General features: G+C 57.9%; 21 protein-coding genes and 1 tRNA gene. 13 read left to right on the top strand and 9 right to left on the bottom strand.

Features of this window, described 5'->3' with window-relative positions; all coding sequences use genetic code 11:
- Positions 1–69: 69 nt before the first annotated feature.
- From AC3RCM_RS03585 to AC3RCM_RS03595, 3 genes are all read right to left on the bottom strand, one after another.
- Positions 70–243 carry a DUF3094 domain-containing protein gene (locus tag AC3RCM_RS03585; RefSeq protein ID WP_492629379.1) on the bottom strand — a complete coding sequence of 58 codons (174 nt, stop codon included), beginning with the start codon at positions 241–243 and terminating at the stop codon, positions 70–72.
- Between the two features lie 132 nt (positions 244–375).
- The gene (locus AC3RCM_RS03590) at positions 376–1,005 is read right to left on the bottom strand and encodes a DUF1780 domain-containing protein (RefSeq protein ID WP_003247546.1); all 630 of its coding nucleotides are present in this window, start codon (positions 1,003–1,005) and stop codon (positions 376–378) included.
- Between the two features lie 55 nt (positions 1,006–1,060).
- Positions 1,061–1,492: a hypothetical protein gene (locus AC3RCM_RS03595; protein ID WP_049588119.1), complete on the bottom strand. Its 432-nt coding sequence runs from the start codon at positions 1,490–1,492 to the stop codon at positions 1,061–1,063.
- Positions 1,493–1,578: 86 nt separating this feature from the next.
- On the opposite strand from AC3RCM_RS03595, the gene AC3RCM_RS03600 reads away from it, so the two are divergent.
- Positions 1,579–2,286 (top strand): energy-coupling factor ABC transporter permease, encoded by a 708-nt coding sequence (locus AC3RCM_RS03600; protein ID WP_064492470.1) that lies wholly within the window; start codon positions 1,579–1,581, stop codon positions 2,284–2,286.
- A gap of 184 nt (positions 2,287–2,470) precedes the next feature.
- Here AC3RCM_RS03600 and yacG read toward each other — a convergent pair whose 3' ends face one another.
- From yacG to AC3RCM_RS03620, 4 genes are read right to left on the bottom strand one after another with little or no spacing between them, the layout of a single operon-like run.
- Complete coding sequence (yacG, locus tag AC3RCM_RS03605; protein ID WP_010951889.1) at positions 2,471–2,671, bottom strand: DNA gyrase inhibitor YacG; 201 nt, start codon at positions 2,669–2,671, stop codon at positions 2,471–2,473.
- The gene (gene coaE / locus AC3RCM_RS03610; RefSeq protein WP_198747354.1) at positions 2,668–3,291 is read right to left on the bottom strand and encodes a dephospho-CoA kinase; all 624 of its coding nucleotides are present in this window, start codon (positions 3,289–3,291) and stop codon (positions 2,668–2,670) included. The genes yacG and coaE overlap by 4 nt, the downstream gene beginning before the upstream one ends.
- Positions 3,291–4,157 (bottom strand): prepilin peptidase, encoded by an 867-nt coding sequence (locus AC3RCM_RS03615; protein ID WP_180688884.1) that lies wholly within the window; start codon positions 4,155–4,157, stop codon positions 3,291–3,293. The genes coaE and AC3RCM_RS03615 overlap by 1 nt, the downstream gene beginning before the upstream one ends.
- 2 nt (positions 4,158–4,159) lie before the next feature.
- On the bottom strand, positions 4,160–5,368 hold the full coding sequence (locus AC3RCM_RS03620; protein ID WP_492629380.1) for a type II secretion system F family protein: 1,209 nt from the start codon (positions 5,366–5,368) through the stop codon (positions 4,160–4,162).
- A gap of 216 nt (positions 5,369–5,584) precedes the next feature.
- Between AC3RCM_RS03620 and AC3RCM_RS03625 the strand changes: the two genes are divergently transcribed.
- The 9 genes from AC3RCM_RS03625 to AC3RCM_RS03665 all read left to right on the top strand — a co-directional run bounded on the left by AC3RCM_RS03625 (position 5,585) and on the right by AC3RCM_RS03665 (position 16,029).
- Positions 5,585–5,995, top strand: coding sequence for a pilin (locus AC3RCM_RS03625; RefSeq protein WP_012051131.1), 411 nt, complete (start codon positions 5,585–5,587; stop codon positions 5,993–5,995).
- A 71-nt stretch (positions 5,996–6,066) separates the two neighbouring features.
- Positions 6,067–6,142 (top strand) — tRNA-Thr (locus tag AC3RCM_RS03630).
- 161 nt (positions 6,143–6,303) lie between these two features.
- Positions 6,304–7,593 carry a tyrosine-type recombinase/integrase gene (locus AC3RCM_RS03635; protein ID WP_099452832.1) on the top strand — a complete coding sequence of 430 codons (1,290 nt, stop codon included), beginning with the start codon at positions 6,304–6,306 and terminating at the stop codon, positions 7,591–7,593.
- Between the two features lie 325 nt (positions 7,594–7,918).
- Positions 7,919–8,128, top strand: a complete 210-nt coding sequence (locus AC3RCM_RS03640) for a pyocin activator PrtN family protein (RefSeq protein ID WP_225874453.1) — start codon at positions 7,919–7,921, stop codon at positions 8,126–8,128.
- 195 nt (positions 8,129–8,323) lie between these two features.
- Positions 8,324–8,632 carry a helix-turn-helix transcriptional regulator gene (locus AC3RCM_RS03645; protein ID WP_099452834.1) on the top strand — a complete coding sequence of 103 codons (309 nt, stop codon included), beginning with the start codon at positions 8,324–8,326 and terminating at the stop codon, positions 8,630–8,632.
- Positions 8,629–8,964 (top strand): hypothetical protein, encoded by a 336-nt coding sequence (locus tag AC3RCM_RS03650; protein WP_099452835.1) that lies wholly within the window; start codon positions 8,629–8,631, stop codon positions 8,962–8,964. The genes AC3RCM_RS03645 and AC3RCM_RS03650 overlap by 4 nt, the downstream gene beginning before the upstream one ends.
- Positions 8,965–9,777: 813 nt before the next feature.
- Positions 9,778–12,657, top strand: a complete 2,880-nt coding sequence (locus AC3RCM_RS03655) for a DUF927 domain-containing protein (RefSeq protein ID WP_099452838.1) — start codon at positions 9,778–9,780, stop codon at positions 12,655–12,657.
- A 90-nt stretch (positions 12,658–12,747) separates the two neighbouring features.
- On the top strand, positions 12,748–13,605 hold the full coding sequence (locus AC3RCM_RS03660) for a coiled-coil domain-containing protein (protein WP_157767018.1): 858 nt from the start codon (positions 12,748–12,750) through the stop codon (positions 13,603–13,605).
- Between the two features lie 318 nt (positions 13,606–13,923).
- Positions 13,924–16,029, top strand: coding sequence for an AAA family ATPase (locus AC3RCM_RS03665; RefSeq protein ID WP_104963011.1), 2,106 nt, complete (start codon positions 13,924–13,926; stop codon positions 16,027–16,029).
- A 417-nt stretch (positions 16,030–16,446) separates the two neighbouring features.
- Here the strand turns inward: AC3RCM_RS03665 and AC3RCM_RS03670 are convergent, their stop codons facing one another.
- The gene (locus tag AC3RCM_RS03670) at positions 16,447–16,800 is read right to left on the bottom strand and encodes a hypothetical protein (protein ID WP_021782005.1); all 354 of its coding nucleotides are present in this window, start codon (positions 16,798–16,800) and stop codon (positions 16,447–16,449) included.
- Positions 16,801–16,982: 182 nt separating this feature from the next.
- Between AC3RCM_RS03670 and AC3RCM_RS03675 the strand changes: the two genes are divergently transcribed.
- The 3 genes from AC3RCM_RS03675 to AC3RCM_RS03685 are packed head-to-tail and all read left to right on the top strand — an operon-like array spanning position 16,983 to position 20,271.
- Entirely contained in the window at positions 16,983–18,476 is a 1,494-nt protein-coding gene (locus tag AC3RCM_RS03675; protein WP_260680790.1) for a recombinase family protein, read from the top strand.
- Positions 18,476–19,369 carry a ParB/RepB/Spo0J family partition protein gene (locus tag AC3RCM_RS03680; protein WP_099452842.1) on the top strand — a complete coding sequence of 298 codons (894 nt, stop codon included), beginning with the start codon at positions 18,476–18,478 and terminating at the stop codon, positions 19,367–19,369. The genes AC3RCM_RS03675 and AC3RCM_RS03680 overlap by 1 nt, the downstream gene beginning before the upstream one ends.
- Positions 19,366–20,271, top strand: a complete 906-nt coding sequence (locus tag AC3RCM_RS03685; RefSeq protein WP_099452843.1) for a ParB/RepB/Spo0J family partition protein — start codon at positions 19,366–19,368, stop codon at positions 20,269–20,271. The genes AC3RCM_RS03680 and AC3RCM_RS03685 overlap by 4 nt, the downstream gene beginning before the upstream one ends.
- Positions 20,272–20,392: 121 nt before the next feature.
- Here the strand turns inward: AC3RCM_RS03685 and AC3RCM_RS03690 are convergent, their stop codons facing one another.
- Entirely contained in the window at positions 20,393–20,956 is a 564-nt protein-coding gene (locus AC3RCM_RS03690; protein WP_099452844.1) for an HNH endonuclease family protein, read from the bottom strand.
- Between the last annotated feature and the right edge of the window lie 281 nt (positions 20,957–21,237).

The raw sequence follows: 21,237 nt of genomic DNA on the forward strand, positions 1-21,237 counted from the left end.
GGTTTACGGAATTCGTGGCCCTGGGGGCCGGCCGCAAACTGCACGAGGGGAGGGCGAGCGCGAAGCAGCTCATAGCACCAGTCCACTCAGCAGGCGGCTGATCAGACCCAACCCGATGGTCACGGCCAGCACCAGCACAAGGAGCAGCCACGGCCGGAAGGGCCTGCGCTCGACTTGGTGCTGGGGGGCTCGCAGATACGCATCGACACGACGCTGATCTTCCGGGTTCAGGCGACTGGTCATGGTGGGCCTCGTCAGGTAGACGTTTGTGACTGCGCAAACGCTACAGCGTTCGCGCAGGCGCTTGAAACAAATGATAATGCTTTCTATCCCTGGCGCCGAGTGTACGCCATCGCAAACAGTCGCTGCACTGGATCAAAGACTGATGCCTACGTCGAAGACGATGCTGCGGCCCAGGTTGCCGCGCAGGAAATCCGGCGCATCGGGGTGGGCAAACAGTACCCGGGCAAAGGTTGGCCCGACCAGCGACAGCGAACGCCAGCCTTGGCGCAGGTATTCGGTAGGCGGCGGGAAGTGGGTGTTGAGGTCGAGCACTTCGCGCTTGAGGCTGGAGAACGCGATGATGTCCAGCTCGTTCAGCTCCAGCCCGCGTTCCCGGTAATTGTGCGCCTTCTTGCGCAAGGTGGGCGCCAGGCGCCCCAGCAGTTCGGTGGCACTGATGCGCCGTGGGCGTGCTTCGCGGCGTACCAGCTGCGCCAGGGAAAACGCACTGCGTCGCCGCTGCAGCTCCTCGCGCCATTCATCGTTCAGCCGGCGGCCCTCGTCGAGCACGAAAAACACCTCGAAGGCGGCGTCGCGGAACAGCACGTCTGGCGGCTCCTGCCCCGCCGGGGTGAAGTCCTCGCTGCGGTAGGGAATGTTCAGCCCCTGCAACAGGCGCTGGCACACCCATCGCTCCCGCTCCCACTTACGGGCGTTGGAGAGAAAGGCATTGGCTTGTTCGGCCTGGATGGTAAGCAGGCGCAGGTAGTCTGAGTCATCCATGCAGACAAGCTTAGCCGCTAATCGATGACGGTAAGATGCTGTTTAAGCGTGAGAATCAGCCCAGCACTGGCCACTGCTGCACCAGCCCGACCAGATGTACCACGCCAAAGCCCAGGCAGATCAGCGAACTGACCACGATAAAACGCTGCGAACGCCCGGTGCCCGCCAGCAATACTGGCCCCAGCAGGCCGCGTAGCAAGTACACCAGGGTGATCAGGCAAATGACTGGCAGCAGCAAGGGCAGCCGCCCGATCGCCCCGGCAGCCGACAGCGCATAGGCCGACCAGGCGAGCAACACGCAGGCGATGGCAGCGGTGATCAGCGCCGGGTAGCAGCGGCCCTTCTCGGCGGCCACCGCCATGCGCTCACCGGCCCCGAACAAACGGTACCAACGCGGCCCCACGGCGATGATGGCCAGGTGAATTACACCGATGATGGCGTTGAGTGCCGCTGCCAGTAGCAGGGCGGGGTTGGTTCCTTCCAGCATGACCAATGCTTCCTGCATCGAATGGAAGCGTCAGCCTACCGCAGCCGAAGGAATGGGAGAATGGGTGTAGACTCGGTTTTATCCACATGGCCGCAAAGGGTATTGTTCAGGTGATCAGCGCGCAGGTGTTATCCGGCACCACCCTTACCCTTGGCTGGCTGGGTTATGTGCCGTTGCTGATCTGGGCGGTCAGCCGGGTTCGCTGGGTTGAACTGTTTACCGACCGGCGCCGCCAGCATTTGCTGTTTGGCACGGTGTTCTGCCTGTTTGCGCTGTGGCTGGTGCGGCGCGACTTTGATACTGGGGTGTCGTACCACTTTATTGGCATGACGGCGGTCACCCTGTTGCTGGACTGGCCGCTGGCGGTGCTGGGTGGGTTCATGGCCCAGCTCGGCTTGCTGGCGCTGGGGCGTCAGGATCTGGCGGCGCTGGGGTTGAATGGTTTGTTGCTGGTTGGCTTGCCGGTGCTGATTACCGAGGTGTGCGCGCTATTGGTGGAGCGTGCCCAGCCCCGCAACCTGTTCGTTTACATCTTTTGTTCGGGTTTTTTTCCGGCCGCCCTGACTGTGCTGATTTGCGTCCCCGCAGCGCTAGGGGTGTTGTGGCTGGACGGGCGTTTTGCCCTGCCGGAGTGGCTCAGCGACTTTGTTGGCTACCTGTGGTTGATGATGTTCCCCGAGGCGTTCATCAACGGCATGGTGATCAGTGCGCTGGTGGTGTTTTGCCCCGAGTGGCTGGAAACTTTCAACCGCACACGCTATCTGCAGGCGCCCTGGAAGGAAGATGAGCGGTGAATGTGTGGTGGCTGTGCCGGCCTCTTCGGGGGTAATCAGCACTCAGAGGTTGCACTCTCACTGTGGGCATGCCCGCGAACACGGGCGAAGCCCGTGCCATCCACTGCGGCGCCTGCTTCGCGGGCTTGCCCGCTCCCACAGGTACCGCGCGGGTTGTGGGCCCGCGTTGTATTGGTGGATCAGCTCAATGCCGCGGCTCCAGGTCCCCCGAATACAGCTCATCTTCGGACTCTTCCGACCCCGCAATCTTGTGCTCCTCGGCTGCCCAGGCCCCCAGGTCGATCAGTTTGCAACGGTCCGAACAAAACGGCCGGAACGCGTTTTTTTCGCTCCATTCCACAGGCGCGCCGCAAGTTGGGCAATCGACGGTCAATGGCTGGCTCATGGCTGGCCTCCTTTCAAAGTCAGGTAAAAGTGGTGCAGGCGGTCAATCTGCTCATGCAGCGCGGCCAGGCCGCCGTCGTTGACTACCACATCATCGGCATGGCGCAGGCGATCCTCACGGCCCAACTGCGCCTGCAAAATGGCCTGCACGTGCTCGGCACTGGTGTTGTCCCGCGCCAGGGTACGGGCTATTTGCAGGTCCTGCGGCGCATCGATCACCAGCACACGTTGGGTCTTATGATGCTGGCCCGATTCGATCAGCAGCGGCGACACATAGACCGCATAAGGCGACTGCGCCTTGGCCAGATAGCTGAAAATCTCCTGACCGATCAGCGGGTGCAGCAGTTGTTCCAGCCATTTGCGTTGCGCCGGGTCGGCGAAAATCAGCTGGCGCAGGGCGGCGCGATCGAGCTGGCCGTCGCCCTGCAGCACGCCCGGGCCGAAGCGCTCGACGATGCTGGCCAGGGCCGGGCGACCAGGTTCGACAACCCAGCGCGCCGCCTGGTCGGCATCGACCAGGTGCACGCCAAGCTCGACAAAGCGCTCGGCAGCGGCGCTTTTGCCGCTACCAATGCCGCCGGTCAGGCCGAGAATCCAGGGGGTAAATGCCGCAGTGGTCATCAGTATCCAAGCAGTTGCATGTATGAGGCGTATATTTCATCACCCCAGAGCACGGCAATCCACCCCGCAATTGCCAGATAAGGGCCAAACGGGATTGCCGTGCCCAAGGCATGCCGGCGAAAACGCAGCAGGCACAGGCCAACAAGCGCCCCGACCACCGACGACAACAGCAGCGTCAACGGCAGCACCTGCCAACCCCCCCACGCCCCGATCAGCGCCATCAGCTTGAAATCGCCATAGCCCATGCCTTCCTTGCCGGTGACCAGTCTGAACACCCAGTACACCGTCCACAGGCTGAGGTACCCGGCCACTGCGCCCCACAGGGCATCGGCCAGGGGCACATGGATGCCAAAGGCATTGACGATCAGCCCTAGCCACATGGTCGGCAGCACCAGCACATCCGGCAGCAGCTGGTGGTCCGCATCGATCAGGCTCAGCGCCAGCAGGCACCAGGTCAGCGGCAACGCCAGCAACGCCTCTACCGAAGCGCCGAAGCGCCAGGCCACTACCAGCGACAACAGCGCGCTGGCCACTTCCACTACCGGGTAACGCAGGCTGATGCGGTTTTTGCAGGACGAACAGCGCCCGCCCAAGGCCAGGTAGCTGATGACTGGAATGTTCTCCCACGCACGAATCCGGTGCGCGCAGTGTGGGCACCGGGAGGCGGGCAGGCACAGGTCGAAACGCGCGTGCTGCGTGGTCGGCAGCCCCAATACCTCTTGCGCCTCACGCTGCCATTGCCGCTCCAGCATGATCGGCAGGCGATACACCAGCACGTTGATAAAGCTGCCCACCAGCAGGCCGAGCACCGTGGCAAGGGTGAGGAAATACGCTGGCTGTTCAGCCAGAAAAGCCCATAAAGTCATGTTCAGATCAAACTACCCAACTGGAAGATCGGCAGGTACATCGCCACCACCAGGCCACCCACCAGCAAGCCCAGGATCAGCACGATGGCCGGCTCCAGCAGGCTGGTCAACTGGTCCAGCGCCTGGCTGACCTGTTCCTCGTAATGGCTGGCGGCTTTTTCCAGCATCTGGTCCAGCGTGCCGCTGGATTCACCGATGGCCGTCAACTGCACCAGCAAGGGGGGAAACAGCGGTTCACCGGCCATCGCCTGGTTTAACCCTTGCCCATTGGCCATGCCTTGGCGCAGCCGCAACACCGCCTGCTCGTGCAGGTCGCCACCCGTTACCCGCGCCACCGCACCCAGCGCATCCAGCAACGGCACCCCGGCGCCGTAGGACGTTGCCAGGCTGCGCGCAAACCGCGCCAGCGCGGCCTGCCCCAGCAACTTGCCAAACACGGGCAAGCCCAGCACCCGCCGAGATATCCACAGGCGCGCTGGCGCGTGCTGCCGGTAAAGCTGGCGCACGGCAACACCCAGCACCAAGCCCATCACCAGCAGCAGCGGCGCAAAACGGCTCAGCCCTGTGGACAAGTTGATCACCCATTGGGTAAATGCCGGCAACGCCGCGCCCATGCCCGAGAACATGCTCTCGAATTTCGGAATCACCTCCAGCAACAAGATCGCCGACACCCCCAGCCCGGTCAGCAACAGCAGCAGCGGGTAGATCATCGCCTTGCGCACCTTCTTGTGCAGCACCCGACGCTGCTCCAGCATGCCGGCCAGCTGCTCCAGCTGCCGGTCGAGCGTACCGGACTGCTCGCCCACCCGTACCAGGTTGCAATACAGCGCATCGAACCATGCCGGGTGACGCTGCAATGCATCCGCCAACCCCAGGCCCGAGGCCACATCCTGTTTCAATCTTTCCAGCAACGCCGCCTGCGCCGCATCGCAACCACTGCGGCCCATCACCTCGAACGCTTGCAGCAGCGGCACGCCGGCCTTGAGCAACGTCGCCAACTGCCGGCTGAACCCCGCCGGGTCTGCCTTTTCGCGCCGCTTTGGCAAGCTGAACGCCAGCCCGCTGGCCGGCCGCAAACTCGCCACCGTGATGCCCTGGCGAATCAGCCCGGCGCGCACATAAGCCGGGCTGCGCCCGGGTGTTTGGCCGCTGACCGGCGCGCCATTGGCGTCGGTGCCGTGCCAGCGGTAGAGAAGTGAAGATGAAGTCATGCAAAGGTCCTTGTTCAGCCCCGGCGACAAGCCTGGAAACAGCTTGCCGCGTCCATGCAAGGGCACGCGTCCGTGATGCTCACTAGAGTAGTTCAGCGAAGATGACGCCCGTGCGGGCAGGGGTGACAAAAGGTGTCTGTTCAGGCCTACTGCGCCGCTGCCGGTTGGGGCGCAACTGACCTCAATGTGTAAGCGAATCAAAAAGGAACTACGTTCATGAAAGGGCAACGCGGTATCACCCTGATCGAACTGATGATCGTCGTCGCGATCATCGGCATTCTGGCGACCATCGCCTTACCGATGTACACCAACCACCAGGCACGCTCCAAGGCCGCGGCCGGGTTGCTGGAGATCAGCGCCCTGAAGACGGCGATGGATCTGCGGCTGAATGATGGAAAGGATGTAGCGGATGTCGCCGCCCTGGGTGGCCAGCCGGCGACGGCGCATTGTGCGATCACGGCGAGCGGCAAGGCCGCAGATGGTAGCGGCAGCATTGTCTGCACCCTGGTGGATGCGCCTGCCAACGCACTGGGCAAGGCCCTGACCCTGACGCGTTCGGCCAGCGGCTGGGCGTGCACGACCGACATCGAGGAAGACCTGGCGCCCAAAGGGTGCAAGGGGGCTTGAGGGCAGGGCAATAAACCAGCGGAAACAGGGGTTTGCGTTACGGGTGTGAGCAGTGGTACGTTGCGCTACACGCCGGTGTAGCTCAGTCGGTAGAGCAGCGCACTCGTAACGCGAAGGTCGCAGGTTCGATTCCTGTCTCCGGCACCAGAGACCAGTTTCCAGAAGTCTATGACTGTCTACGAAACACCCCGCAAAGCCCGCCTAGCGCGGGCTTTGTTGTTCCTGCCTGTCTCGTTTTGTCTCTGGGCATCTACGCGATTTAGGGATATGGTTAGGGATATCTCGGTTCGATAAGGAAACGTATCCCTATGGCGCGCACAGTGGTGCCTCTCACCGATCCCAAATGTGATGCGGCCAAGCCTCGGGAGAAGGACTACAAGCTGTTCGATGGCAAAGGCCTCTACCTGCTGGTGAAGCCGTCAGGCGTCAAGACTTGGCGTATGAAGTACACCAAACCTGATGGCCGTGATGGTTTAGCAACGTTTGGCAACTATCCGGCGCTCGGCTTGAAAGCGGCCAGGGAGCGACGCGCTCAGGCGCTTGAACTCCTTGCTGCTGGGAAAGACCCCATCGAGCAGGCGCGCTTGGACAAACAGGAAGCGGTCAATGCCCGGGCGAATACCTTCCGTTTGCTTGCACAGGAATGGCATGCAGCCTGCGCTCGTAAGTGGACACCTGGTCATGCCTCCACCGTTTGGCGACGCATTGAATCCCACCTGTTGCCCACTCTCGGTGATCGTCCGGTCGCGGAGCTGAAAACACGGGATCTGCTTGTTCCGCTGAAAGCGGCGGAAAAGCGGGATACGTTGGATACGGCTGCACGCCTACGCCAGTACATGACGGGCATCCTCCGTATGGCGGTTCAGCATGGCCATCTAGATTTCAACCCTGCGATCGATCTGCAAGGCGCCACGGCTACCCGCAAAACGGCGCACCGGCCTGCTTTGCCATTCGAGCGCTTACCTGAGCTTCTCCAGCGGATAGATGCCGACAGCGGGCGCGGCCTGACCAAGCTCGCGGTGCAGCTGACCATGTTGGTGTTCATTCGCTCCAGCGAGCTCCGCTTCGCTCGCTGGGGAGAGATAGACATGGGGAGGCTGATGTGGGAAATCCCTGGCGAAAGGGTGGCTATTGAGGGTGTGAAGAACTCCCATCGAGGCTCCAAGATGAGCACGCCACACCTGGTGCCGCTCAGCCGCCAGGCTGTAGAGGTGCTGGAGAGAATTCGTAACCTCACTGGTCGTTTCGATCTGGTTTTTGCGGGTGACCACAATCACTGGAAGCCCATGAGCGAGAACACCGTGAACAAATCGCTGCGGCGTATGGGGTATGACACCAAAGCAGAGGTATGCGGCCATGGTTTTCGGACTATGGCCTGCTCCGCGCTGGTTGAGTCAGGGCTTTGGAGTAAAGACGCTGTCGAACGGCAAATGAGCCACCAGGAGAGAAACACGGTGCGTGCCGCCTACACCCACAAGGCTGAGCATATACAAGAGCGTAGGCTCATGGTGCAGTGGTGGGCTGATTATTTGGATGCTAATCGCAAGGAGGCGATCACCCCCTACGATTTTGCCCATGGGCGGTTGCCTCATTCATGAAGCAGATTGGGTGGGAAATATCGAATAGGGACATTTGGGTAAATCTGGTTGGATATGCTCAGCCTCTTCAAGGCCGGTGTATCAGGTGTAACCGGTGTAACGCTAGGGTGCAACGTATTGAAACTATTGATGAAAACCTGTTTACACCCCACGCAGTGTCGGCTTACACCCGGGTGTAACACAGCGAGAAAGTGTAACAGCCGGAATGCCCAGCTCTTCCTGCTGGTCGCTCTTTCGTTCGGACACAAAACATCTAGACGGCGCGGAATTCAGCCTACAGCCATGGGGCGCGGGGGGGCAAATGATTGATAGCCAAACATACGACATGCTTTTGAAACGTTACGGCAGCACGTGCTTACCGCTTGAGCTCGTGCGACAGCACTATCTTTCGCACATGGGAATGCCGGCGCTTCTCAGGGAGTTTGGCAAAGGGAGGATATCGTTGCGCGTAGTGAAGGGTGAGTGGGGCGGACGCATGCAACGGGTGGTATACCTTCACGACCTGGCTAGCTGGCTCGATCAAGGGGGCAATTGACCCCCTTACCACTGCGCAGCGGGTTGTAGACGAGCACTACCGTTCGTCGGGGTCGAATGTCGTATAGATGTGACGAAGGTGCTACGAAGAAGCGAAATGGGGATAACTCCAGTCGGCTAGAAATTTCTCTGTTTCTTTCACCAGTGAATCGGCATAAATAGTTGGCCCTGTTCATACCAATACAGGGAACTAGCTATGACAACTCGTAGCACTTCAAGCGCCAACCCTCTTGCACAGTCAATTCCAAGAGCTGACCTCGGTGACACGAGCCCACTCGGTTTTGATCCAGCAACACGACTGATCCGCATAACAGATGTGGTCGCCTTGGTAGGTCTTGCGCGTCCGACGATCTATAAGCTGATGAGCCAGCCTGAAAGCGGTTTTCCCCAGCCAGTCAAACTTACGGATAGCACCGCTCGCGGTGCGCCTGTCGCTTGGGTCTTGTCTGAAGTTTTGGACTGGACCCGGGCCCGCATTGCCGCTCGCGACAAGGTGGCGGCATGACTCCAATCTTCCTGCCACACACCGTCCTCGACGCGGTCGGAGTACTTGAAGGCGCCCCGCCTGCAGTGGCCATGGGACGTGATCGCCTACGCGCCTTGCGTGATCGTGCCATTTCTGATGGCGCGCACGTTTTGCTCTTGGCCTGGCCGTCGCTGGAATGGGTGATGCTGGCCGTCGACGTGCCATCGGGCGTAGTAATCGAAGACGCACGGCAACTAATACCCAATCTGCTGGCCAATCCCGCTGCCTTGGAGCACATGCGTTCAGAGTCTCGCAATGGCCAGCATCTAAGCTGGCTGTCTCTGGTACGCCCCGTCGTCGCTAAGCTCTAACGAAAACGCCCCCGGCTGCAACCGGAGGCGTTGGAGGTACATTCGTATGCCCCCTCAATCTATGACGTCGTGCGTGATCGCGCAAGCCTTGCGTATTGCTCTTATCAAATCGTCAAGCTATGCTCCGTCCGTCGCTGCAAATTCAGTGACCGGGTTTGGCGACCCGATATACTTGGCGCATAGGCGCCCCATCCGACAGCAGGCGCTTTTTTTGTGTCTGCCGTTTCGTGTTATGGCGGCTGTGCGTGGGAGGCCTTCGGGCCTGCCGGGTTCCAAGTTCCCGGTTCGCCAACCTGCGCACAGCTGCCACCCAAAATCGTTTGGCGACGATCAGTGGCAGCTCCAGCTAACTTGGAGTACCACACATGCCCGCCCTCAATCCGTCCAAAATCCGCGCCGCCGCCCACCGGGCAATGGCTCTCGCCGCTCTACACGCAAACTCCAGCCTTGCTACCCGCCTCGCACGCTACAACCGACATATGAGCATTGCCCGCTCCCTGGAAACCGTCGGGGGTGCGCAATGAAATCTGCGTCCAAGGGACTTGAAGGGCGTCTACCTGAAGACCTTCTATCCGTATGCGCCACCAATGCTGCCGGTGTGCCAATTGATGCCATCACTGCGGCTTGTTCCCGCGTCGACGCCGTTTTGCACTTGCTCATGGCACAGTTCAATTCCGGTCCGGATGTTGAGAGGCTGTCTGACTCAGTAATAGCGAATGTTATTTGGGACATCCAAGGTACCGTAGGACTGATTCGGTCATTGGCCTTGCACGGCGATAAGTCCACTTCTCAGCTGGTGCATGGGGATCTCCAATGAACAAGCGCCCCAGCTTTTCCGAAGTCAAACACGCTTCCCTCAGGTCAATCGAACAAGTCCTTTCTAACTGGTTGCCAGGCGGTAAACGGGTAGATGGCGGTAAGGAGTACACCGCTCCAAACCCTACACGAACTGACAAGCACGCAGGTTCGCTTAAGGTCAACTTGGCTAAGGGCACTTGGTGTGACTTTGCTACGGGTGACAAAGGCGGCGATTTGATTGACCTAGTGCGCTACCTGGATCGCGTCACTGATATAGACGCCTGCAACAAACTTGCGGCCTTTCTCTGCGTCGAGCCAGGTAGCACAAGCACCAAGTCGCCCAGTACAAAAGTCTCGAAACAGGACTGGACACCAGTGCTTCCCATTCCTGAGCAGGCGATGCAGAAGGTAATGCATACGCACAGGCAGCACGGTAAGCCCTCAAAAGTCTGGATCTACCGCGATGCCAGTGGTCAGCCTCTCATGGTGTTGTATCGCTTCGACTTGGTGCCGGATGAGACCGGCTCGGCGCGCAAAGTGTTCGCGCCACTTACCTGGTGCAAACACTCGGGCAATGGCTCGCTTGCTTGGCGCTGGCAGGCCTTACCTGAACCCCGTCCGCTGTTGAATCTTGATGAGCTGGCTAAACGCCCAGCGGCACCAGTAGTGCTGTGTGAGGGCGAGAAGGCCGCCGATGCGGCTGCCGAGCTGTGGCCCGAACATGTTGCCACCTGCTGGCCCAACGGGACGAACTCTTGGCAAAAGGCTGATTTCGCGGCACTAGTCGGGCGTGACGTGTTGCTGTGGCCTGACAACGATGTTCCAGGATTGAAGTGCATGAATGCTTTGGCCGACCATCTGCGGAGGCTCGGAGCTGCCACGGTGCAGACGGTAGCCTTGACGGCGTTCGGGCAACTCCCTCGTATGGATGGTGGGCATCCCACCTTCGCCCCAGGCGGCGAGTGGCGCGAAGGTGATGATGCGGCTGACGCCCTATCCAAAGGGTGGACTGCCCAACACTTGGCAGAGCTGCAACGCACCGGGGAACTGTTCTCCCTCACCCCCGCAGTCGCCGCTACCCACACCCCCATCAAGCAGAGCAAGGCCACTGCCCAGGCCAAGCCGCAACCCGAGAAGAAAACCGCCCCGGCCCCCAGCGGTTTCCGTCTCACAAAGGAGGGGGTGTTCTATGCCGGTGAGGATGGCGAAGCACGCCCAGTTTGTTCACGGCTAGAGATATTAGCTCGCACCCGTGACGAAAAGGGCCACGGATGGGGCCTGCTTGTGGAGTTCGATGATCCGGATGGGGCAAGCAAGCGCCTCAACATTCCGGCTAGGGCGATGGCGGGCGACTTTGGCAAAGAAGTGCTCGCGCCACTCGTCGATATGGGGCTGCGCCTGGCGCCTGTGCGCACTGCTCGCAATTCGCGCAACGACCTACAGAGCTACCTACAAGGCTACGACGGCTCCGAGCGTGCCCGGTTGGTCACTCGTCTGGGCTGGCATGGGGATGCTTACCTGGTGCCGGATCGGCAAATTGGTGCCAGCACTGAATACCTGCACTTCTACGAAGCTGGCGCCCAGCTCCCGCCCATTACCCAAGCCGGAACACTCGAGCAGTGGCAACAGCAAATCGGCACGTTGTGCGTTGGGAACAACCGCTTAGCGTTCGTCGTGTGCGTGGCTTTCGCTGGAGCGCTACTGCACCTGCTTGGGCATGAATCGGGCGGCTTCCACTTGTACGGTGATAGCTCGGGCGGAAAGACCACCCATTTGCAGGTGGCGGCCTCGGTTTGGGGTGGGCCGCGTTTGGTGCGCTCCTGGCGCTCTACGGACAACGCCCTGGAAAGTATCGCGGCGGCGCACTCGGACGGATTGCTGGTGCTCGATGAGATCGGGATGTGCGACCCACGGATCATCGGTGAAACGGTCTACATGCTCGGCAACGGCACCGGCAAGGCGCGGGCCAATGATCGGGGCATGAGCGGGCGCCAAGTTCAAGAGTGGCGCTTGCTGTTTCTCTCCACCGGAGAAAAGACCCTTGCGCAGCACATGGCCGAGGCAAATAAGGATCTGAAAGCAGGTATGGAGGTACGTTTGCTTGCTGTCCCTGCTGATGCAAGCAAAGGGCTTGGGCTGTTCGAGGAACTGCATGGCTTCGACGATGCCGCCGCTCTGTCAGACGCGCTCAAGGCGCGAGTGGCCAAGTTTTACGGCTCGCCTGCCCTTGCCTTCCTGTCGGCCCTCTGCGACCCGACCAAGTTGCGCGCCTATACAGCCATGGTACGCAGCACTGTGGAGCGTTTCACTGCTGAAGCGCTCCCCGCCAGTGCCAGCGGCCAGGCCCAGCGGGCCGCAACCCGCTTCGGTTTGGCAGCGGCTGCGGGAGAGTTGGCCACCGCTTTGGGCGTTACGGGGTGGCCAGACGGTCTGGCGCTCGACGCCGCCCGCGTATGCCTGAATGCCTGGTTAGCTGAGCGAGGTGGCGCTGGAAACATGGAAGGTGATGCGATTCTCGCACGCCTGCGCCAGGTGATTGAGCGTTTTGGAGAGAGCCGCTTTACGCGCTGGGAATCGACGGCTGCCAAGGTAGATGAACACGGCCCCCGCACTATTGACCGGCTCGGCTTTCGCAAGTCGATGGAGCACGGCATGGGTGACACGTCGCACACGACGACAACCTATTACGTACTTCCCGAAGCTTGGCGCTCTGAAATCTTCCGAGGCATGAACCTCAATGCCGTGAACAAAGAGCTGCTTAGGCGTCGGGTATTAGAGCCAGGCAAAGATGGCAAGGCCTCCACCTCTGTGCGCCTGCCCGGCCTTGGACTACAGCGCTGTTATGTCGTCCTGACGATCCCTGAACCGGCCGAGAACGAAGTACTGGCCGCTTGAACTACTACCTCTAAATCCACGAGGTAGTGTCGGCAACATGCGGCCTTGCCAGCCTCGTACGTAACCACTTCCAATCATTAGGTGTTGAGCATGAAAGAATTGAAAAAGCAGCGTGACGAATTGATTGCAGAGCGTGACTCTCTTGAAGAAAGCATTCCAGGCCTGAGAGCTGCGTGGGAGGCAACACCGAGTAACTGGGACCGTCATGGCAATTGCATTGGCAGCCCTGAAAGTACGGCGGCTATGAATAAGCTTTCCGACGCAGAGGGTCGCTTGCGCAGTATTCCTAGTGCTATTGAGCGAATTGAACGCGAGATCAGCTATCAGGAAAGTTTGGCGAATGCGAAGCAGGCCAAGACAAAGGCTCGTCAAGTCATGTCTGATTCAGTTAATACGATAACTTCACTGGAGAGCACTCGTACGCTTATTCTTGAGCGCCTACAGGCGATCCAAAAAGAATCAAATCTAGCCATCGAGAGGGCGCAGCAAGCTGAGATTGAGGCTGCGAACCTCTACGCACGCAACGTCGCAACCGGCAATAGTGAGGGTGAAAAGGCTGCAAGCACCGCGATGGAGAGAGCTAGCTCCTTGCTCATTGAGGCTGATGAACATGCAAGGCGCCAAGAACTGATTGTCGCTGCATTGCAGGCGGAAACTGAGGCGCTCGATGCTCAGATCTCCAAGGCTAAGCATGAGTCTAGCCAAGCTCAGGACAGCGCCCTACGCGCAGCCGCTTTGGCCCTCGGCGATGAATGGAATCGCTTGGCCAAGCAACTTGCCGCTGTGGGCTCTCGAATTCTCGCCGCAGACCATCATCGAGGTAGCGGGGGCATGATGTTGTCAGGTCTGTCGATCCCGCTCTTCGGCCCCTCGGCCAGAGAGCTCGACCGCGATGATGTGCTAGAAGGCGCTAGAGGCATCACCCCAATAGACCTGATCGAAGCGTAACCCCGAAACAGCCCGCAGATGCGGGCTGTTTGTTTCTGCGATGTTGCGGTTGATCCCGTCAAAAGCAGATTGGCCAAGCTCGCGGATGTGCAAAATGGGTCGAGAACAGCCAGTCACGACGGACCGCTATCGACCCGAAGCTGCCGTTCACGAAGGGCAGAAATCGGCCAAAAGTGGACGCTCGCGGTTTAACGTACAAAAATCTCCGGATACTGTGGATTCCCGGTTACAAAATCAAATAAATCGGACATTCGCGGACGACTGTAGAAATAGCTGCTAATTTTAATTGCCTACTCTGTTCAAGATTAAGGGGGTCGCATGGCTAACTACACAGTTACCGTACTCAACTGCAACAGTATTGACCGCGCAGATGTAGTTATTTCTGAAGGAGCGCTAAACATCAAATATGGGCCAAACGGCCTTGGAAAAAGCACCATTGCGAAAGCTATTATCAGCCATATTCGTGCTGACGGCTCTCTCCACGAGTTGATCCCATTCAAGCACCGCGGCAAGCCTGATATGCCAGCCCCGGAGGTTCGGGGAGTGGACAAACTCAGGAAAGTCCTCGTATTTGACGACAGCTATGTGCAGCAATTCGTGTTCCAGAAAGATGAGATTGTGAAAAATAGTTTTGAGATTTTCATCAGAACTCCGGAATATCTGGCGGAGATGGCTGATATCGATTCGCTGCTTTCGGGTATCCGAAAAGCGTTCTCCGACAATGCTGAAATCGGACAAGTCGTAACCGATCTGAAGGAATTACGGGAGGCCTTCGGAAAGTCTAAGACAGGTGCCATCCCCAAGACAAGCAAGATCCACAAGGCATTCGGATCTGGCAATAAGTTGGAAAACATTCCTGATGTCCTGCAACCATTTTCGACGTTTATTAAAAGTCAGGAACCTGCCAAATGGATCGCATGGCAGGTAAAAGGCAATGAATTTCTACAATTAGCAGATAGCTGCCCCTACTGTTCAATAGCGCTGACTAGCGTAGAACAGAAGGACACAGCCTTAGCCGTCGAAAGAGAGTATGACTCCAACGCCGTCGGGCACATTAACCTCCTTCGCGGAATCATTGACAGGCTAGGAAAATATTTCAGCGAGAAGTGCCGGGAGAATTTGGAGAATGTGACAAAGGCAAAGGTTGAATTGCAGGCGGAGGAGCAAAGCTTCCTGACGGGCCTCAAAGCGGACATTGATGCATTGATCAACAAGCTGGAGGGGTTGCGAACTATATCTTTTTTCTCTCTACGCGATTTCGAAGAAATTGGCGACCAACTGACACCTTTGAAAATTGAGCTCAATTTAATCGACAAGCTTGATTCTGAGGAGACGCGCAAGACCGTCGACCCTATCAACCTTCAGCTGGATGACTTGATTGGGAAAGTTGGTAGCCTCAAAGGGAAAATCAATCGACACAAAGCGAAAATTAAAAAAAACATCGAAGACAACCAGAACAGCATCAATGGCTTCCTGAAGTCTGCAGGCTACAAATACGTTGTTGAAATCGTAGCCGAACCAGAATCCTACAAAATGAAGCTAATCCACAAAGACCAGGAGAATTACATAGAGACGGCCTCACGTCATCTGAGCTACGGGGAAAAAAACGCATTTGCGCTTGTGCTATTCATGCATCAAGTCCTCAGTGAAAAACCGGATTTAGTCGTATTGGATGATCCTATCTCATCTTTCGACAAGAACAAGAAATTTGCGATCCTCCAGGAGCTATTCCGGGGTAAGGCCAGTCTGCGCGGCATAACCACGCTGATGCTCACCCACGACATCGAACCCGCGATTGATGTCATAAAAAGTACCAACGCCATATTCAAAGCCGCCGAACCATCTGCTTGCTTCTTATCTTCGCGCGCCGGGGTTGTAACGGAAGTTCCGATCGAGAGGAACGATATCCAGACCTTCGCCAAAATCTGCAAAGATAATATCGAGGCACTTACCGACACCGTCCTGAAGACAATCTACCTGCGACGACACTTCGAGCTGCTGGACGACGCAGGCCTGGAATACAACCTACTTGCTAGCCTTTTCAAGGGGCGGGATACACCGACGATTCAGTCAGGATCTTCTATTCGGGACATGACGACTGCCGAACAGGCAGATGCCGAGTCACAAATCCGCAACAACCATATCGCCGACTTTAATTACATTGCCCTGGTGGCTGAGGTGAAGGATGTGGTGGCCATCAAGGCCAAGTTTTACGCTACCGCTGTGGGTTATGAAAAAATCCAGCTGTTCCGGCTCATCAATGATGAGCACGACGACAGCGTCATCCGCAAATTCATCAACGAGTCCTATCACATCGAGAATGAGTACGTGATGCAGCTCAACCCGCATAAATTCGAGAGCATTCCGGAATATGTCATCGAGGAGTGTGTCGCGCTGCTTACGCCCGCTCCCACCGTTGCGTAAGTCAGTACCACGGATCTGATCCCTACTGACGCTTGGGGGGGCTTTCTGACCTAGAAGGGAATCCCACAGAATTCGGAGATCTTACCGTTCGACTTTTTCCGAATTCTGTAGCCTCCCCCTCATTGCTTACATTGAAGCTGAAACCGTACCCAAAGCCATAAAGGCCACCGTCTTTTTCGGGTCGAAAGCGGGTATTCGTGACCGGCTGCTTTCGACCCAAAGCTGCCTGTGGAGAGCGGCAGCAATCGGCAAATTGCGGGCATTCAGCTGAACAGTAGTCCCGCTACTAGCCTTTTAGCCTTGAATATCCCGCACTCTTCAAATGCAGAATCTACATACTTTAAATGGCTTGGAATCTTCTGAACACGGAGGATTCAGGCTACAGCAATAGAGACCGGGAGACCGCGCAAAGGGCTGTCAGCGAGCGCTGCCAGGCCCCAGGCAAGCCTCGATCATTTCCGCGACGTCAAGCAAGCGCTCGCGCAAAGCGGGAAGCCAGACCACTGCCACGGACGAGTTCCGCTGTGCCAATTCAAGCACTGCCTGAAGCGCATGGTCCGAATGCCGCATTAATTCAACCAAATGAAGGCCGCTGGGACCATGGCTGCCCGCCAGCCAGTGCTTAGCGGTGCGTTCACTGGCATCGGTCCAATTGCGCAGCGTCTTGATTGCGCGATGTGACGTGCCTAATTCGGTACGTAAGGCAGCGGCTACGGCGCCGGCGTAGATTTCTGCATTGATTGGAAAAGGATTGCCCATTTTCGCGATCATTTTTCTGTGGCTCCTATTTATATTCGTTTGTGGCGCATCTGACGAAGGCCGGTAGGCGTAGTGCAATCTACGGCTTGGCATGGGTGTAGACCCCAAGCCGCTGAGGGGGCATCGATCAACAAATGAGACGAGCACAGCTATCCCTAGCAGAGGGCAGCAATAGAGCCGCTGCCTACGTCCGCATGTCGACGGAACACCAGCAGTACTCCACTGAGAACCAGCTGGATGCGATTCGCGTTTATGCGGCAGCGCATGAGCTGGAGATCGTCCGGGTGTACACCGATGCAGGGAAAAGTGGCTTGAGCCTGGATGGTCGGGAAGCTCTTCAGCAGCTACTTCGAGACGTTGACGCGGGTCAGTCCGAGTTCTCTGTGGTTCTGGTCTATGACGTAAGTCGCTGGGGGCGCTTTCAGGACCCTGATGTGAGCGCCAGCTACGAAGTACGATGTCGGCAGGCGGGTGTCAGGGTCGAATACTGCGCCGAACAGTTCGTTAACGATGGCTCACCGGTCTCCAGCATTATCAAGAGTGTTAAGCGCATGATGGCCGGTGAGTACAGCCGTGAACTGTCCGTCAAGGTATTTGCGGGGCAGTCGCGCCTGATCGAGTTGGGCTACCGACAAGGAGGCCCGGCTGGCTATGGATTGCGTCGTCAACTTATCGATCAGACTGGGCAGCCTAAAGCAATCTTGGGTCGGGGAGAGTACAAAAGCCTTCAGACGGATCGGGTGATCCTCACTCCAGGTCCTGAGTCCGAACAACAGGTCGTTCAAGACATTTACCAGGCCTTTGTCAGGGAAGGTCGAACCGAAGCTGAAATTGCAACGCAACTGAATCGGCGTGGCCTGCTAACAGACTTCCAGCGGCCGTGGACACGGGGCGTAGTGCATCAGGTCCTGATCAACGAAAAGTACATCGGTAACAACGTATGGAATCGCACGTCTGGCAAGCTGAAACAGCCCCGTACACCTAATCCAGTTGATCAGTTGGTGCGGGCGGACGGTGCCTTCTCCTCAGTGGTCGACCACGCTTTGTTTCTAGCGGCGCAGGCCATCATCCGTGCGCGGTCACGGCACTGGACTGATGAGCAAATGCTGGCCACGCTGAAGCAACTATTTGCGGAGCGAGGTTGTCTGTCTGGTTTGATCATCGATGAGCAAGAGGATTGCCCATCCAGCAGTTGTTATCGCCAGCGCTTTGGTAGTTTGCTACGCAGCTACAGCCTGATTGGTTATTCACCCGCACGGGACTACAGCTTTCTGGAGGCCAATCGCCGGCTGCGAGAGCTGTATCCGCAGATCTTGGTCGACACGCAGGAGCGCATTCGTCTTGTCGGTGGACGCATCTCGGTCGACCCCCAGACCCAACTGGTTTGGGTTAATGATGAGTTCTCGATCTCGGTGGTGCTGTGCCGCTGTCAATGCTCAGAGTCGCCGCGCAGACGTTGGCAGCTACGCTTCGACTTCGGTTTATTACCGGACCTGACGGTCGCTGTTCGCATGCTCCCTGGTGAGCAGGAAGTGCTTGATTACTACCTCTTTCCCATGATCGATTTGGCGGCACCTCACCTGCGTCTGGGAGATACTAATCCGCGCGAACTGGAACTCTACCGGTTCGACAGCTTGGATATCCTGGCGGACCTGAGTCGACGTATACCCCTGGGGAGCGCTGCGTAATGGCCACATCGGGAGAGCATCTTGCACTTCATGTGGCGCAGGCAGCGCCTATTGCGCAGATCCCACTCGCGGATATTCGCGTGCTCAACCCGCGTAGTCGCAATCAACAAGTGTTTGCACGCCTAGTGGAAAACATTGCGAGTCTGGGGTTGAAACGACCGATCACGGTGACCCGTAATGGTTCGAGTTTCGACCTTATTTGTGGGCAGGGGCGCTTCGAAGCCTTTAAGGTCCTGGGGGAGTCGGCCATTCCGGCGGTCGTGGTGACGGCGGCTGAGGCGGACCGCTATCTCATCAGCTTGGTGGAGAATCTGGCGCGACGCAAGCATTCGAACCGCGACTTGCTGATGGCGATCAACGTACTGCACGAGCGTGGTTACTCCATCAGGCAGATTGCCCAGAAAACCTGCTTGAACCGTGCCTATGTCGGCGGGATTCTGATCCTGTTGCGGCAAGGAGAGGAGCGCTTGATCGCTGCTGTCGAAAAGGGCTGGCTACCGATTAAAGTCGCGATCCATGTGGCACGGTCCGACGATGCCCAGGTCCAGGCCGCCATGGTCGAGGCCTATGAAAGTGGGCTGTTGAAAGGGGATGAACTCATCAAGGTGCGCCGTCTGATCGACCGTCGACGGGTTCTAGGGAAAGATTATGGTAAGCATCAGGGAGGCGAGCGCATGACCACTCCCCGCCAGTTGCTAACCGCCTATCAGACTGAGGTGCGCCGTCAGCGCCTGATGGTGAAGAAGGCCGACATCAGTGAGCAACGATTGCTCTTCGTCGTGACCGCATTGCGTCGGTTACTAGCCGATGAATTTTTTCGCTCAATGTTACGCAGCGAAGGCATTGAAGATATGCCGCAGGTATTGGCCGAGCGTATTCAGGGGGACGCATGACTGTCGTCAAGCGTGCCTTTGAGCCTGATCTAATTACCGTCCGCTTACCGCTGATCTTGCCCTCTCGCCAAGTCACCCACGATATGCTGACCTCCGTCAAGTATGCGGCGATCCTAGCTTCCATCCGTGAGCTGGGGGTGGTTGAACCGCTTGCGGTGCATCCCGAGCCGGTTCACGGGGCAGGAGAGGAGCCCCGTTATCTGTTGTTGGATGGTCATTTGCGACTAGCTGCGCTCGTACAGTTGGGTGCAAAAGACGCGTTGTGTCTGTTGGCGACAGATGACGAAGGCTTCACCTACAACCGGCAGATCAACCGACTTACCCCAATTCAAGAGCACAAAATGATTCTGGAGGCCATTCGCAAAGGAACGACCGCCGAGCGGATTGCCGAAGTCTTGAGCGTCAACGTTGGACGCATCCGCGAGCGCCAGCGTTTGCTGCGGGGAATTGCGCCGGAAGTCGCTGAGATGCTGAAAACGCGAATGGTCAGTCAGGCGGTCTTTCGTGTGCTGCGCAAGATGAAGCCTATGCGCCAGATCGAATTAGTCGAGATGATGATGTCCGCTAACTGTTTTACTGGCCGCTACGCCGAAATGGTCTTGGCCGCAACGCGTCCTGAACAGCTGGTCGAGGCAAAGAAAGTCAGTGAGGGCGTGACTGCTGAAGACATTGCACGCATGGAGCGGGAGATGGAAAAGCTCTACCACGACTACCGGTTGGTTGAAGACACCCTTGGCGAAACCATGCTGGTACTCGTGGTTGCCAAGGGCTATGTGTCTCGCATGCTGCGCAATCAGACTATCGCAGCTTACCTGGAGCGCTTCGAGCCTGACCTGGTACGGGAGCTGGCGGGGGTTGTGGAGGCGGTCACCGCAGATGCTCGTAGTCTGGAGCGTGAATAGACCCATCTGCTGTGCTGGGTGGGAGGTCATCATTCGTTTTTAGGACAGATCGTCAATGCTATTTTGGCGAGGGCATGGACTCTGGCTGAAATCGCGGCTTCGTCCCACGCAGAGCTAGCAATCAATGGGACATTGAGACCAAGGCCAGCATTGGCATCAGCTTGTCGCGTTTCGCCGCGAAATCGCAGTGTTGCGCCGTCCTATTGACGCTGAAGTTAAGCAGCGTCAAGTTGCCTAGCATTGAGATGCTCTCATGCCGTTCACGAATCAGGAGCTGCCAGGGCGTCAATGTAGCGCAAGAGCGCACTATCACTTCGATATCGACGCGTCGCTGTCGGCTGCCACGCTGCCATCTTTCAGCGGCCAGTGGGACGTTCCAACTGCGCGGCGAAATATGTTCTATACCAAGCGCTGATAGGTCTGGTACTTCTGGCTCTTCGCTTTTAACGGATAGCCGTAAACCGCTTTCGAGTTCCGTTAACAGCGAACAGGTTTTTGCGGTATCCAGCCGGTCTGGGTACAACGGTACGCTGACGCAGGCGTTACGGAATTCACCGATCCCCGTCAGCTGTAGTCGAACGTGATGAAGGATTGCGCTGGGTCGAAGGCAGCGTCCGTGACTCGCAGCGTTTGCCCATTGCGGCCCTTTGCGAAGGGCCGGTTTGGGTCGATAGCGGCCTACCATGGTTACACCGGATCTGTTGTTACACTGCTAGGGCAAAGCGAAGGCTTGAGCGTGTATCACTGTTTTTACCTTTAAGAACAATGGGTTGTGCGGTGTCGTTACACCTATTACACCTGTTACACCGCTTTGGATTCGTAGTCATCTAGCGACCCCATGCCCCCTAGTTGGTCGTGCCTTCAGCGGCTGAGGCATTCCCCACCTCCCGGATCCTAGGAGCCGCCGGGGACCCTGAGAGATGTGGCCAGATACGGGGCTGGGAACCCGCGGGACTTCGTTAGCAG

The organism is Pseudomonas sp. GW823-FHT05G12, assembly GCF_058795575.1.